The organism is Microcoleus sp. S1D4 (assembly GCF_036700765.1).
Lineage (GTDB): Bacteria > Cyanobacteriota > Cyanobacteriia > Cyanobacteriales > Microcoleaceae > Microcoleus.
Genome location: NZ_JAUBPP010000014.1, coordinates 38,878 through 55,285 on the forward strand (window position 1 = coordinate 38,878; position 16,408 = coordinate 55,285).

Sequence of the window (16,408 nt, forward strand, 5' to 3'; positions counted from 1 at the left end):
TTTTATTGGTCAGGATTTTGTGGGCCTAAATCGTTGGGTAAATCGTTAAGCGTTTTTCCCAGAGCTTTGCAAAGGGCTTTCATTTGAGCAATAGTCAGTTCGGGTTCGTCTAATCCTCGCTCCCACTTGCTAATGGCTTGCTGACTTAGGGTTTTTGCGCCCGTTTTGTCGGGAATTTGCTTTGCTAAGGCCGATTGCGATAAACCCACAGCCTCCCGCCAGATTTGCAGTGCTGGTATATCTTTGGACTCTTGAGTTTGTTTATTTTGGGGCAGATCATAGCAAATTCACAGCCAAAGTTGTTGACAAATCGACGATCGAGATCTTGGTTTAGCTGTGCTTGTTAGTTGTCGTTCGGCGAGGGCTCGCGACTTGGTAAGTCATCGGGAATTTCGGTTACGTCTAATCCTAAAAGCTCAAACATAGTTTTTAGAGAAACCTGGTACAGGTTAGCCATCGCAAGTATGTTTTCAGCATTAGGTAGAGCCTTGCCGAGTTCCCAGTCAGCTTGTCTTCGCTCGGAAATTCCGATTTTTTCTTTGACTTGAGGGCGTGTTAGTCCAGCTTGTTCTCTGAGTCGTCTCAATGGAGACTTCTCCTTTTCTTGTAAATCTTCTTCAATCATAGGACGAAATATTCATGATGCCAACGTCTTGACAAAGAGTTTAATAAGACGTAAACTTCATGTTGGTAGGCAAAACAAAGGCGGCCGAGCGAGCCGAACATTCAAAACGTGCAGGTTTGAATAACCGCCTTATTTGCAGTGTCTGTCAATTGTGCTTGCATACCCAAGCTGATTTTTGGAGGTTGGGCGCATACCTCAAGCCTCTTTTCCTCAGCGCCGAGGATGTGGTGCCCTGCTGTAAGGTCGATCGACCTACAGCACAACCCAACTCAAAATTGTATCAAAGAACCCGACCAAAACTTCCACTTTGCGATCGCACAACTTCCGTGTTATCGTTCCATTTCTCCACCCATTCCCGATCGTGACCACATCTACCGAAAACTTCTACCTAGGCGATATCGCCTCCAACTTTCACTTTGCAGGCCCGCTGCTAGACTTTGAAGAAGAAATCCAAAATCAATCTCCCTTTCACGATTTAGACTACCTGACAGGGGAAATTAAAAGGGGATTTCTAGACTACGTGCGGCAAGGAATCATGCTGGACGCGATCAGAAAACTGCGATTGTACAAACACAAATTCAAAACTTTTAAAAGTTACTGCGAACAAGCATTAGGCAGACAGTATTTTTACTGCACACAAATCATCAAATCTGCTGGCATTTGCCTGCGCTTAATCAAAGCCGGATTTGAGATTTTGCCAAGCTGTGTCGCTCAAGTTGTGCCTTTGTTCAAACACGCAGTTACAGACCAGTACGGTGACTGTGCTTTAGAGGAAAAGTGGCAAGAAGTGGTGGATGTCATCCCCAAAGAAAGGATTACGGCAGTAACTATTGCCGAAACTGTTGACAACAATCCCAACCTCCGGCTCAAGCAAATTCGCATCAAAACCGATACCTACGACCTTTTAACCAAAAAGGCGGCCGCCGCAGGAATGTCAGTTTCGGAATTTTTGGCAAGGTTGGTTGACGAATATAACCCCAGAAACCTAGAGCAGCCGGCGGAACACACTCCCGAACAAGAGGAGATTTTAGACCAGTTGGACGCGGAATTTAAGAAGCCCGCAGCGGAACAGTCTGCAACTGGAGCTAAAGGTAAAGTTAAATCTAAAGGTTTTGGAGGTAAAATTGAGCCGAAAGGTGCTAAAAGGGAAGTTAATGCGAAAAGTTCAGAAAGTGAAATTAAGGCGAAAAGTTCAGAAAGTGAAATTAAGTTGAAAAATCAGAGAACTGAAATTTTAGCAGAGCAACAGTCCACTTTATTTAAGGAGAAAAATAATGAAATCCTCAGCCCAAAATCCTATCATGCGTCAACTGAAGCTGATGGAGGCTCAATTAAGCCAGATTCAGTGCCAACTGATTAAAGCCACTGTGTTGAATTGGTGGCAAATTGTTTTGCCTGACGGACAAAAGATTGCGATCGAGCACGCGGGCGGCGGACACTGGATTTTTCGGGCTAACGGGCTGGAGAAATCGCATCCTGAAGTGCGTAAAGCTGTGTTAATGGCGATCGCCGAAGGTTGCCGCAAGTAATCTACGGATCTCGGGCGCGGCACGGTGCCGTGTCCCCGATCTAGTGGGCGATCGGGATTTGACAGGATGTTGGGTTGATTTGGGGATGTACGGGGGCGATACCTTCGGTCTGCTTCGCTTACGGCATTAGTATCGAGATTGGTTAAAAGTGCGATCGGAATACCCCAACTGTGCGGCGAGATTTAAGATTCCGGCCTTGTGGACTGATGACGGGTGTCAACGATTTATTCTGGGGTTTGAGAAGATGGGTGAGGATCAGAAATCGGCGTTGCTGAATTAGGATATGATGAAGTGGTCGTGCGAATACCAAAAAATAACACTCATTAAAATACAATATTATGCAATGCCCTGAATGTCACTCAACTAATTTTAATAAAAATGCTCATAAAAAAGGCAAACAGAATTATATCTGTGTGAAATGTAAGAGACAATTTATAGATTATCAAGCTCAAAAAGGCTACTCCGAAAAAGTGAAACGTGAATGCTTAAAAATGTATGTTAATGGCATGGGTTTTCGAGCAATTGAAAGAGTCAAGAATGTGCATCATACTACAATTATTAATTGGGTAAAACAAGCAGAAAAATTCTTGCTAGATTTTTATGAGCCACAAATAAATCCATAAGTGGGAGAATTAGATGAATTACAAACATTTGTCTGTTCAAAAAAAAACAAGACCTGTATCTGGAAACCAGTAGACCACTTTAAGCCAGGTATTTTAGGATGGACTTTAGGCGACCATAGCGCAAAAACTTTTGAACTACTATGGGATGTTGTTAGTAAATGGAAATGCTATTTTTATGTGACAGATGGCTGGAAAGTTTACCCAAATTTTATTCCAGAGGGAGATCAGATTATTAGCAAAACCTATATGACAAGAGTTGAGGGTAAAAATACAAGACTAAGACACCCGGATAGCTCGCTTAAAAAGAAAAACTCTTTGTTATTCTAAGTCTGAACAAATGCTAGGCTATTCAATTAAATTACTAATTCATTATCTAAAATTTGGAGATGTTCCAATTCCCCATCAAAATCCCAGAAATCATTTTCGGCTCCCCTCTCGTACTTGGGCCCGTATCATACCCTGATTCAGCAACGCCTATTTTTTTAAAGATGTGCTATAGATCAAGTCCTAGCCCCCCGATGCCTTGGGGGGGGTAAGATGTAACGCTACTTAATGAAATTGGTATTAGACACCAGCTCAGATAGAGGAATGGTACAAAGCCAGAAAAATCCAGCTTCTTCTGGCTGAGTGTTGGAGAGCAAAGTGGCTCGTTAAGAACTATTATTCAATTGAAGAAGTGCTATATCTTTAGGAAAATGCCAAAAAAGGAAAGATCGGATTTCAAAGTTTTAAAATTTCTCAACCCGAATCCACTACATTTTAACAGTTTTAACTTATTATTAATTCTCCAACATTTGAGATTTGATGCCAGCACAAATGAAGCGAGCGCCCCACTCTCGCAGAACCCGTCAATGAAGCCATCTTCCACCCATCTACTATGTCAATCAAGCGATCGCACTCCATCGAACTCACGTTCAGTTATATTTAAGTTGCAGGATCGAAACCGTAAAATCACTGATGCAAAACTAAGATGAATCAATTACAATTATAAGAATTATAAACTTTCTGCTGACAATTAGGAAAAAGCCATGTTTATTATTGCAGGTTATGAATACTTAGAAAAAATTCACGATAGTTTAATGACCCAGGTTTATAGAGCGCGGAGAATTCGAGATCTTCAACCTGTTATTGTTAAAATTCTAAAAAAGGCATATCCTTCCAGTCAAGACATTTATGTATTTAAACATCAGTATGAATTGCTGAAAAACTTAGATTCAGAAGGCATTGTCAAAGCTTATAGCATAGAAAAATCTAACAATTATATAGCTATAATTTTAGAAGATTTTGGTGGTAATTCACTGAAAAAATTTTTAAATACTGATACAGTTATAGATTTATCTGTATTTTTGCAAATAGCAATTGGATCAACTAAAGCTTTAGAAGAAGTACATAAAATAAATATTATACACAAAGATATCAAGCCCGATAATATCATTATTAACCAGCGAACATTAAAAATAAAGATCGCAGACTTTTCAATTGCATCACTTCTGATGCAAGAAAAATATCTAGCCAGCAATCCCGATCTATTAGAAGGAACTTTGGCCTATATGTCCCCAGAGCAAACTGGTAGGATGAATCGCGCGATTGATTATCGTACTGACTTTTATTCTTTGGGTGTCACATTTTATGAAATGCTGACTAGACAGTTGCCATTTCAAACTACAGATGCGATGGAACTCGTTCACAGTCATATTGCCAAAATACCCGCTTTACCGCATGAACTAGATCCAACTATCCCGAAAGTAGTATCTGATATCGTGATGAAATTATTAGCCAAAACTGTTGAGGATAGATATCAAAGTGCTTATGGAATTAAGGCAGATTTGGAAGCGTGTTTAACTCAACTACAAACTAATGGAAGAATTGAAAATTTCATTCTCGGTCAGCATGATGTTTTTGCTAAATTTCAAATACCCCAAAAGCTTTACGGTCGCGATGGAGAAATTGCTACCCTAAACGCTGCTTTTGAAAGAACCAGTCAAGGTAAGAGTGAGATGATACTTGTTTCCGGTTCCTCAGGAATCGGCAAGACAGCCTTGATTAATGAAATCGATCGACAAATTGTGCGGCGAAAGGGTTATTTTACTTCAGGAAAATGCGATCAATTTAAACGCGGTATTCCTTATGCTGCACTAATTCAAGCTTTTCAGACCTTGATTCGCCAGCTATTAACTGAAAGTGAAAAAAAAATTCAGATCTGGAAAGAAAAATTATTAAAAGCTTTGGGTACAAATGGCAGAGTTATTATTGAAGTCATTCCTGAAGTCGAATTAATTATGGGGTCGCAACCCCCTATTCCTCAATTAGAATCTGGAGAATCACAAAATCGATTTTATTTAGTCTTTCAAAAGTTTTTAGGTGTTTTTACCAGTAAAAAACATCCTTTAGTTCTTTTCATAGACGATTTACAGTGGGTTGATTCTGCCTCATTAAAATTACTCCAGCTACTAATGATGTCATTAGATAGTCAATACTTTTTGTTAATTGGAGCTTACCGAGATAACGAAGTGAATGAAGCTCATTCATTGACGTTGCTTTTGAATGAAATTCAAAAAGCTGGAGTTAAAGTAAATCAGATCGATATACAACCTTTAAATACTGTTCAAGTTAATGAATTAATTGCAGACACGCTTCACTGCGAATTAGAAAAAGCCTTACCTTTAGCAGAAATAGTCTTTAATAAAACGGCTGGCAATCCCTTTTTTGTAACTCAAATACTTAAAACATTCTACCAAGAGAACCTACTCTCATTCGATCCGAATGCTGGTAATTGGCCGTGGGATATTCAGCAAATTAAACAAGTTCAAATTACGGATAATGTTGTTGAATTAATGGTTGACAAAATTGAAGAACTTCCTAGTTTTACGCAAAATGTTTTAAAAGTAGCAGCTTGTATTGGTAATACATTTACATTAAACGATCTAGCAATAGTCAATGAAAAATCTTTATCATCTACAGCAACAGAGCTTTGGCAAGCACTTCAAGAAGATTTAATTTTTCCTTTAAGCGGTGCTTATAAAATTCCTTTAGCTAATGATTTAAATACATCATTAACATTAGTTGATGAGTCAGAAAAACAAAGTAATTTATCTCTAAATATTGAGTATAAATTTTTGCACGATCGCGTTCAACAAGCCGCTTATTCTTTGATTCCAGCAGAGCAAAAAAAAGAAATTCATTTAAAAGTCGGTCAACTACTACTAAAGAATACTCAAACGACAGAAATAGAAGAGAAAGTTTTTGATATTGTCAATCACTTAAATATGGCTATAGAGTTAATTACAAGTGAAAAAACTAAACAAGAGCTAGCTGAGTTAAATCTGTTGTCTGCGCGGAAAGCAAAGGCAGCAGCAGCTTATGAACTCGCGCAGAAATACTTAAATTTCGGGCTAGAATTACTTGCAGAAGATAGTTGGAATAGTAATTATAAATTAACTTTTTTTCTGTATATAGAAACAGTAGAAGTAGAATATTTAAATAACAATTTTGAAAGTTCAAGTTCTCTTGGTGATATTGTTTTAAAAAAAGCTACTTCGCTTTTACAAAAAGTCAAAGTATATGAAATAAAAATCCAATTTTATATTTCTCTCAATCAGATGCAAGCAGCGCTTGACACATCGTTGTTAGTGCTGGAAATGTTAGGAGAACCTTTAGTTGAAAAATTGCCTGAAGAATTAGATATTGATAATTTAAGCAATTTACCAGAAATGACTGACCCTGATAAACTTGCAGCCATGCGAATATTAGTTAAAGCGATAACACCTGCTTATGTAATGAATCCAGCACTTTTAGTACCGATCGTGTTTACGATGGTCAATATTTGCATTAAATATGGAAATTCATCACTATCTACTTTCGCTTATACTTTTTATGGCTTACTCCTTTGTACTTCAATAGACAACATTGAACGTGGATATCAGTTCGGTAAATTAGGAATAAATTTAGTCGATCAATTGAATGCCAAAGAAGTTAAAGCTAAAGTGTATGAACTATTTTATGTTCATATCAAACATTGGGTAAGCCATGTTAGAGAAACCATAGAACCTTTACAAGAAGCTGTTCAATATGGTTTAGAGAGTGGTGATTTAGAGTATGCTGGTTACGCGGCTATTTACACTTCAGTTTATCCTTTTTTTGTAGGCGAGCATCTAAATGAAGTGTGTGCCAAACAAACTATTTACACAAACATATTAGTTAATTTAAAACAAAATTACTTGAGCTTTTCTATTATAATTTGGCGACAGTTAGTTTTGAATTTATTAAATAAAACCGAAAATGAATGTAGAGCAATCGGTAATTTGTTTGATGAAGAAGTAATGCTACCTATTTTTACTGAATCAAACAATGGTGCTTTACTTTTTTCTACGTATCTTTCCAAATCAATATTTTTATATTTACTTCAAAACTACGCAGAAGCAGTTAGTTATGCAAAGCTAGCTGAGCAATATTCTGGTTATTCGGCTGGGTTAGTACATACAAGCGAACAAAATTTTTACTATTCTATGATTCTACTTGCACAATGTTCAATTGTAGGAGAAATTGATAGAGAAATCAACCTGAAACAAGTGGAAGCAAACCAAATTAAATTAAAAAAATGGTCGTTATATGCTCCCATGAATTACGAACACAAATATTATTTAGTAGACGCAGAAAAGGCTAAAATTTTAGGGCATATACTGCCAGCAATGGAATATTACGATCTAGCAATTCAAGGAGCCAAAGAGCAAGGTTATATTCACGAAGAAGCACTAGCGAATGAAAAAGCAGCAGAATTTTATCGTAGTCTTGGAAGAGAAAAGATAGCTCAAACATATTTACTAGAGTCATACTATTGCTATGCTCGTTGGGGAGCCATAGCAAAAATTAAAGATTTGGAATCAAAATACCCGCAATTACTATCTTTAACCTCTAATGAAACTTCTAGTCGAGAACTAACTGTTACGACAAGTTCTTCAAGCTTCGGAACTAAAGCCGATGTTTTAGACTTAGCAACTATAATCAAAGCATCGCAAGCTCTTGCTGGCGAAATTGTACTTGATAAATTTTTGGACAAATTGCTAAAAGTTTTAATGGAAAATGCAGGCGCTCAAACTAGCTGCCTTGTTTTAGAAGCCAATGGTATTTTAACGCTCAAAGCAACTGGTACTGTAGAACAAGAACAAATAACTTTGTGGACATCGATATCTATAGAAAACAGTCCAAATTTACCAGTTTCTTTAATAAATTACGTAGCTAGGACAAAAGAAAATGTTGTTTTAAATAATGCCGCAAAAGAGGGAATATTTGTCAAAGACTCGTATATCATTAAAGCTCAAGTTAAATCCATTTTATGTGCTCCAGTTATCAATCAAAATAAACTAATTGGAATAATTTATTTAGAGAATAATTTAACTGTTGGGGCATTTACACCTGCTCGTTTAGAAATCGTTAAAATCCTTTCGACGCAAATAGTTATTTCCTTAGAAAATGCTTTGCTTTATAAAAATTTAGAAGAATACAGCCGTACGCTAGAAGAAAAGGTGAAAGAACGCACCTTTGAACTAAGCGAAAAAAATGATAAATCAAAAGATCAAGCAATTAAATTACAAAAAGCTTTGGATGACCTAAAGCAAGCTCAAGCACAACTTATCCAAACTGAAAAAATGTCTAGTTTGGGACAATTAGTTGCTGGTGTTGCTCACGAAATAAACAATCCAGTCAACTTTATTTATGGTAATTTAAGCCACGCTAGCGAATATAGCGAACAATTATTACATTTAATTGCTCTCTACCAAGACAGCAATCCTAGTCCTCAACCAGAAATTCAAAATTATATTGAAGAAATTGAGTTGGAATACTTATTGGAAGATTTACCTAAATTGTTTTCTTCAATGCAACTGGGAGCAACCCGTATTCGCGAAATCGTTTTGTCACTCAGAAGTTTTTCTCGTTTAGATGAAGCAGATATCAAATCAGTAGATATCCATGAGGGTATTGAAAGTACGCTGTTAATTTTGCGAAACCGTTTGAATAAAAAGGCAGATAATTCAGCAATTCAGGTAACTAAAAACTATGGTGAACTGCCATTAGTAGAGTGTTACCCAGGGCAATTAAATCAAGTATTTATGAACGTTATTGCTAATGCTATTGATGCGTTAGAGCAGCGCGATCGCCATCGCTCGCAAACACAGATGAAGGAAAATTCTAGCACCATTCTTATCGTAACTGAAGTAATAGATTGCGATTGGATAAGAATACGGATTGCTGACAATGGAACTGGCGTAACAGAAGAAGTGCGTACTAAACTATTTGATCCATTCTTCACAACCAAACCCGTTGGTTCTGGAACGGGTTTGGGGTTGTCTATTAGTTATCAAATTGTGGTTGAAAAACATGGCGGACAACTGAACTGCGTTTCAACACCAGGTCAAGGTGCGGAGTTCATAATTGAGATTCCCGTGAATCAGCAAAATCGCCAAAAGTCAAGCTCCCTAATGTAGATTTTATTTGGTTGATTCTGAAGGTAGTAAATATTTTTGGATCGCTCCTACCTAAATTTGTGATTTTTTTCAATTTGGAGTAATCTATATTTAGTAGCACCGATCCAAAAAATAGCGAACAGAAGAGTAAGCTTTAAACTTAGCTCGAACCTGTCAAGCTTTTCGCTAAACACAAAGGCTTTTAGTTGAGCATTGCTTCAGAGTGAAAGTTATAGATAATCGCTGACAATCAGTCACTTAGTATAATTAGTTGGAGGAAACATCAAATGTCCGATCATTTGAAAGGTGGAGCTATTCATCAACTGTTTGAATCTCAAGTAGAGCGTACACCGGATGCGGTGGCGGTGGTTTTTGAAGGACAAAAATTAACTTATCGAGAATTGAATGTAAAAGCGAATCAGTTAGCGAATTACCTGCGATCGCTCGGAGTAAAGCCAGAAGTGTTAGTAGGCATCTACGTCGAACGTTCCTTTGATACGATCGTGGGAATCCTGGGCGTACTTAAAGCTGGTGGTGCTTACGTCCCCATAGACCCTGCCTATCCATCTGAGCGCATCGCTTATATGCTAGATGATTCGCAACTACCAGTTCTATTAACTCAGAAACAACTGATTGCCTCGTTATCAGAACATCAAGCACAGGTAGTTTGCTTGGATACTGATTGGGAAGAAATCTCTACCGAAAGTGAACTTCCTCCCACCACGGGCGTAACGCCCGATAACTTGGCTTATGTCATTTACACCTCCGGTTCAACAGGAAAGCCCAAAGGGGTTTTGATTCCCCATTCAGGGCTGTTAAATCTAGTTTTCTGGCACCAACGCGCCTTTGAGGTAACATCATTAGACCGGGCTACTCAGCTAGCTGGAAGTGCATTTGATGCTTCTGTGTGGGAAGTGTGGCCTTATTTAGCATCAGGATCCAGTATTTATTTAATCGATCCTGATATTCTTCTGTCTCCAGAAAAACTGCGCGATTGGCTATTGACCAAAGAGATAACAATTACTTTTGTCCCTACCCCCATAGCAGAAAAGCTGTTGTCGCTACAATGGCCTTTTGATGGAGCTTTGCGAATCATGCTGACGGGTGGAGATCAGCTTCATCAGCATCCATCAGCTTCCATTCCCTTCAAATTAGTCAATAACTACGGGCCGACTGAGAATACTGTAGTCACGACTTCTGGGTTGGTCGAAAGCGATGGTACAAATAATACTTTGCCTCACATCGGTCGTCCGATCGATAATACTCAAATCTATATTCTCGATCGCGATCTCCAACCAGTTTCCATCGGCATTCTTGGAGAACTCCACATTGCTGGTGTGGGACTAGCAAGAGGCTACCTCAACCGTCCCGAAACTACTCAAGAGAAATTTATTCCCAATCCCTTTAGCAATGAAGCTGGTTCGCGCCTATACAAAACTGGTGATTTGGCTCGTTACTTACCAGACGGTAATATTGAATTTATCGGTCGCATCGATCATCAAGTCAAAATTCGCGGATTCCGCATCGAACTGGGAGAAATTGAAGCATCACTGCGACAACATCCTGACGTGCGAGAAGCCGTTGCGATCGCGCGGGAAGACGTACCGGGTGACAAGCGTTTAGTCGCCTACATCGTCTCTAATCTCATACCGGAACGGATACCTTATCAAAGTCCTTGCTTGGTTGAATTTGATGGTAATCGTATTATAGAAGTAACCACGGAAGACATTTCAATAGGTGGGATTAGCTTAGTAGGAATGACAGAAATTTTAGAGCAAGGTAGTCGCGTCCGCTTGCACCTACAGCTACCAGAAAATTCTCAACTTTTGTGGGTAGAAGGTAAAGTAGTATGGCAAGAAAAACAGCAAACGGGGATTCAGCTCGAGCTAACGCCAACGCAGCAAATTACCATCCAAGCCAGCTTAGATAATCTCCTGGAAAAACAGAAACTTTTGAGAGTTTTGCAACGCACTGTTAGCCGTAACCTACGCAACTTCTTGAAACAGAAGTTGCCTGAATACATGGTGCCTTCTAACTTTGTCATCCTGAAAGAATTGCCGCTAACTCCTAACGGAAAACTGGATCGTCAAGCGCTACCTTCACCGAAACAAATTAGAAAGAAACTGACAAATAGCAATATTGACTCTGTAACTGATATTGTAGATAACCCAGATGTTTTAGAACGGGAGCGAGAGCTTGAGTTAATGCCTTTCGTTCCTCCTCGCACTCCGGTTGAAGAAGTGATAGCAAGAATTTGGGCGGAAATTTTAGATTTAGAGCAAGTTGGGATTCATGACAACTTTTTGGAATGCGGAGGACACTCGTTACTAGCTACTCAAGTTATCTCTCGCATCCGAAATACGCTTGCAATAGAATTGTCTCTGCGCTCTTTGTTTGAAGCACCCACAATAGCCGAATTAGCCCAGCAAATAGAAACAGAACTTCAAACAAACTCAAGTTTACAACTTTCTCCAATCGAAGTGATTTCTCGCAACCAGAATTTGCCTCTTTCTTTTGGCGAACAACAGATGTGGTTTTTGGCGCAAGTGGAACCGGGTAATCCTTTTTATAACGAACACTTTACAATTTACTTACCTAGTTCCCTCGATCGATTAGCGTTAGAACAAAGTTTCAACGCAATTATCGATCGCCACGAAATTCTGCGAACCAACTTTTCTATCTTCGATGGGCAACCAGTTCGGATCGTTCAGCCAAGTTGCCATTTACCTCTGCCATTAATTAATCTTCAAGAAATAGCGTCAGAAAGCGATCGCGAAACAGAAGCTTTGCGGTTGGTAACAGAAAAAGCACGGCAACCTTTTAATCTTACCTCTGATTTGTTGTTGAGAGCTACTCTAATTCAACTCAGCGAGACGGATTACAGACTATACATAACCGTACATCACATTATTTTAGATGCGGTTTCTATATACAGCGTACTATTTCCCGAACTGGTGACACTCTACGAAGCTATTTGCGATCGCAAACCCTCCTCCCTACCAGAACTAACCGTTCAGTATGCCGACTTTGCCTACTGGCAACGGCAACAATTACAAGTAGAATTACTGAAGTCACAGCTAGCTTACTGGAAACAGCAATTAGCAGATTTGCCCCCGCTACATTTGCCCACCGATCGTCCAAGACCGCCAGTTCAAAAGTTTCGGGGCGCAATGCAAACTCTGGCACTTTCCAAGAGTTTAACTGAAGCTCTGAAAGCTTTATCTCGTCAGGAAAATGTCACTTTATTCATGACATTAATGGCGGTATTCAAAATTTTGCTCTACCGCTATTCGGGACAAGAAGATATTCCCGTCGCCACCGTTACTGCTGGGCGCAACCGACCGGAAATTGAAAGATTAATTGGGTATTTCCTCAATACGCTGATCCTACGTACTGACCTTTCTGGTTTTCCCAGTTTCAGACAGTTACTTTCCAGAGAAAAAGAAGTAGCTTTAGAAGCTTATGCTCACCAAGAATTGCCATTCGAGAAGGTAGTGGAAGAACTTCAACCAGAAAGAAAGCTGGGTCAGAATCCATTATTTCAAGTGTTGTTTATTTTGGAACCACCAATTGCAACCTTGGATTCTAAGGATTGGCAAATCAACCAGATGAACATTCATATCGGTACGTCAAAATGCGATTTGTTTCTTCAATTAGAAGAAACACCGGAAGGAATTCTGGGTCGTTTTGAGTACGATACGGACTTATTTGAGGCTGCTAGTATTTCCCGGATGGTTGGACATTTTATCACTTTGTTGGAAAGTATTGTTGCCAACCCAGATCAGTCTATCTTGAAGTTGTCTTTGTTGACAATTGACGAACAAAAGCAGTTAATAAATTGGAATGCTACTGGAGTCAATTATTCGCATAATAAGTGCGTTCACCAGTTATTTGAAACTCAAGTAGAACGAACTCCCGATGCGGTAGCAGTTATCTTTGAGGGGGAGCAACTCACTTATCGGGAGTTGAATCAACGGGCGAATCAATTAGCGCATCATTTACGATCGCTAGGAGTTGTACCAGATACGGTAGTTGGTATCTGCTTAGAACGATCGCTGGAAATGGCGATCGGACTTTTGGGCATCCTAAAAGCAGGTGCAGCTTACTTACCTCTCGACCCAGCTTATCCGCAAGAACGGATAGCTTATATGCTGGAAAATGCCGGAGTTCCAGTAGTGCTAACTCAGGCAAGTTTATTGCCGCCACTGTTAGAGTATGGGATACCAGCGATCTGTTTAGATCGGGGCTGGAAATCGATCGCCCAACGCCCGCAAGATAACCCCACGACAGCCGTATTACCCGACCATTTAGCTTACGTTATCTATACATCAGGTTCTACAGGCAAACCTAAAGGGGTGGCAATGAGTCACCGTCCCCTGGTGAATCTGATCGATTGGCAATTACAAAATTTCGCTTTCCCTGCTACTAAAACCCTCCAATTTGCCCCCATCAGTTTCGATGTTTCTTTTCAGGAGTGTTTTTCCAGTTGGTGTTCTGGCGGCACTTTAGTGTTAATTTCAGACATGATTCGGAAAGATGCAGTAGCTTTATTGCAACTTCTCCAAGATGAAGCGATCGAACGTTTATTTCTTCCTTTTATTGCCCTTCAACATCTAGCTGAGGTTGCTGAGGAACGAGGAACCGTACCTCATAGTTTGCGAGAAATTATGACGGCTGGTGAACAGTTACAAATTAGTCGAGCGATCGTCAATTGGTTTAGTCAGCTAAAAGATTGCACTTTGCACAATCAATATGGCCCTTCTGAAAGTCATGTTGTAACGGTATTTACTCTCACTGGTTTACCTGAAAACTGGCCTAAATTGCCTTCTATCGGTCGTCCTATTGCCAATGCTCAAATCCACATCCTCGATTCACAATTACAACCAGTACCTATTGGTATTCTAGGAGAAATTTACATAGGTGGTGTTAGTTTAGCCAATGGTTATATCAACCGACCAGATTTAACACCCCAACGGTTTATTGCCAGTCCATCATTAAATAGTAATGAGTTATTAGTTTTGAACTCTGAATTAGAAGAAAACTCAAAATTCAAAATTCAAAATTCAAAGCTGTACAAAACTGGCGATCTAGCCCGCTATTTACCAGATGGTAACATCGAGTATATGGGTCGAATGGACGACCAAGTAAAGATTCGCGGTTTTCGGATTGAGTTAGGAGAGATTGAGACTGCATTGGGGCAACATCCAAATGTATTGGGAGTTGTTGTTATTGTTAGGGAAGATATACCGGGCGACAAGCGTTTAGTTGCTTATATAGTTGTCTCCAAAGAGTTAGCATATTCTGCCAACGAACTGCGGCACTTTTTGCAAGAAAAGTTACCTGAATACATGATTCCTAATGCTTTTGTATTTTTAGAAGCACTGCCTTTAACTCCTTCTGGAAAAGTAAATCGACGAATCTTACCAGCGCCAGAAGGAAATCGAGAAGAACTAGAAACAGCATTCATTGCGCCTCGTACTCCTGTGGAAGAAAAGTTAGCTGAAATCTGGAAAAAGATTCTCGGTATCGATCGAGTTGGCGTTTACGATCGCTTTTTCGATTTGGGCGGCCATTCTTTAAAAGTTACTCAGCTAATGTTTAAAGTGAAAGATGCTTTTCAGGTAGAAGTATCGCTAAGACAATTCTTTGAAGTACCGACTATTGCTGGAATTGCGGATGTGATCGCTCTCGCTAGTCGCCCAGATTTCAATTCTACATCACCACAAAAAGAAATTATCAATCTCAACGGGGAAGCAATTCTAGATCCTACCATCTCTCCTGAAAATATTAATTTTGAATGGGGTAAAGAACCATCCCATATCTTATTAACAGGAGCAACCGGATTTCTCGGTACTCACTTACTTAATGACTTACTAAACAAAACGCAGGCAAATATTTATTGCCTGGTAAGAGCATGCAACCTCGAACAAGGCATCGAAAGAATCCAAAAAAGTCGAGAACGCTACTTACTTGATAACCAACCTATCAGCAACCGCATCATTCCCATTTTAGGAGATTTATCTCAACCCTTCTTAGGGCTTACATCAAATCAATTTTACGCATTGGCAAGCGAAATCGATGTAATTTACCATAATGGTGCATCAACAAATCTGATTTATCCATACTCTGCATTGAAAGCGGTAAACGTTCTCAGTACGCAGGAAGTTTTGAGATTAGCCTGCATTATAAAAGTAAAACCCGTGCATTTCGTTTCTACCATTGGCGTATTTTGCTCGGATACTTACGAGGGATATACAGTAGTTCGAGAACAAGACGAACTACCTGATAGTGAAACTCTTTCTGAAGGTTACGATCGAAGTAAATGGGTAGCTGAAAAATTAGTTATGATTGCCCATTCTAGAGGGCTACCCGTTTATATTTATAGACCGGGATTCATCTCAGGAGACAGCCAAACGGGTATTTGCAATACTGCCGATCTGCTCCGCAGAATACTTATAGGTTGCATTCAAATGGGAAAAACACCTGATTTAGACATGATGGTAGACATGACTCCTGTGGATTATGTTAGCCAAGCGATCGTTCATTTATCCAAACAAAAAGAATTGGTCGGGAAAGCTTTCCATTTAGTTAACCCTCACCCCATTGTTTGGAATCAGCTTTGCGATTCAATTCGCTCTCTTGGCTGCTCACTCGAACGCATTCCTTATAAACAGTGGAAATTTGAGTTATTAAAATTGGTTGAAAATTCACCAGAAAATGCTTTGCATCCAGTGGTCAGCCTTTTCTCTAATGAAACCGTAATTTTACAGACAATCACAAGTCTTTACTTTGATTCTCAAAACGCGATCGATGGTTTAGTTGGTAGCTGCATTAGCTGTCCACCTATAGATGAAAAATTGTTAAATACTTACTTATCGTACTTACTGAAGTTTAGACTAACCGCGCCTTATACCAATTCTCTAAATGCCGACTACAGATAACACCTCCAATATATATGTTCTTCCAAGAATTATAGATATTGTCTACTTATTTTGACGAACAGTAGAAACTAAAACGGTAGTAATAAATATGTAGTGATATCATGTCCGGTAGCATAACCATAATTAAGCCACCACTTGGGGCCACCAATGGAAATTTGTCAAACCTCGAACTAAGTCTTGCTGTTGGAGTAATTGTTGGCAACGATTAAATAAAATTTCCTCTAATTCA

General features: G+C 39.3%; 6 protein-coding genes and 1 pseudogene. 5 read left to right on the forward strand and 2 right to left on the reverse strand.

Annotated features, from left to right (window positions below; genetic code table 11):
- Positions 1 to 2 precede the first annotated feature (2 nt).
- Both QT998_RS15995 and QT998_RS16000 read right to left on the reverse strand, forming a co-directional pair.
- Positions 3 to 287 (reverse strand): helix-turn-helix transcriptional regulator, encoded by a 285-nt coding sequence (locus tag QT998_RS15995; RefSeq protein ID WP_333218078.1) that lies wholly within the window; start codon positions 285 to 287, stop codon positions 3 to 5.
- A gap of 56 nt (positions 288 to 343) precedes the next feature.
- Positions 344 to 625, reverse strand: coding sequence for a helix-turn-helix domain-containing protein (locus tag QT998_RS16000; protein WP_194012524.1), 282 nt, complete (start codon positions 623 to 625; stop codon positions 344 to 346).
- A gap of 361 nt (positions 626 to 986) precedes the next feature.
- On the opposite strand from QT998_RS16000, the gene QT998_RS16005 reads away from it, so the two are divergent.
- From QT998_RS16005 to QT998_RS16025, 5 genes and pseudogenes are all read left to right on the forward strand, one after another.
- Entirely contained in the window at positions 987 to 1,985 is a 999-nt protein-coding gene (locus QT998_RS16005; RefSeq protein WP_333089914.1) for a hypothetical protein, read from the forward strand.
- Complete coding sequence (locus tag QT998_RS16010) at positions 1,927 to 2,154, forward strand: hypothetical protein (protein WP_333089915.1); 228 nt, start codon at positions 1,927 to 1,929, stop codon at positions 2,152 to 2,154. The genes QT998_RS16005 and QT998_RS16010 overlap by 59 nt, the downstream gene beginning before the upstream one ends.
- A 338-nt stretch (positions 2,155 to 2,492) precedes the next feature.
- Positions 2,493 to 3,240, forward strand: a pseudogene (locus QT998_RS16015) (IS1 family transposase).
- A gap of 565 nt (positions 3,241 to 3,805) precedes the next feature.
- The gene (locus QT998_RS16020) at positions 3,806 to 9,259 is read left to right on the forward strand and encodes an ATP-binding sensor histidine kinase (protein ID WP_333115268.1); all 5,454 of its coding nucleotides are present in this window, start codon (positions 3,806 to 3,808) and stop codon (positions 9,257 to 9,259) included.
- Between the two features lie 266 nt (positions 9,260 to 9,525).
- Positions 9,526 to 16,179 carry an amino acid adenylation domain-containing protein gene (locus tag QT998_RS16025; RefSeq protein WP_333115266.1) on the forward strand — a complete coding sequence of 2,218 codons (6,654 nt, stop codon included), beginning with the start codon at positions 9,526 to 9,528 and terminating at the stop codon, positions 16,177 to 16,179.
- Positions 16,180 to 16,408: the final 229 nt, after the last annotated feature.

What these genes read in the sequence shown, in the direction of transcription:
- QT998_RS16000 (WP_194012524.1), bottom strand. Translation starts at nt 625, where the DNA reads ATGATTGAAGAAGATTTACAAGAAAAGGAGAAGTCTCCATTGAGACGA.
- QT998_RS16010 (WP_333089915.1), top strand. Translation starts at nt 1,927, where the DNA reads ATGCGTCAACTGAAGCTGATGGAGGCTCAATTAAGCCAGATTCAGTGC.
- QT998_RS16020 (WP_333115268.1), top strand. Translation starts at nt 3,806, where the DNA reads ATGTTTATTATTGCAGGTTATGAATACTTAGAAAAAATTCACGATAGT.
- QT998_RS16025 (WP_333115266.1), top strand. Translation starts at nt 9,526, where the DNA reads ATGTCCGATCATTTGAAAGGTGGAGCTATTCATCAACTGTTTGAATCT.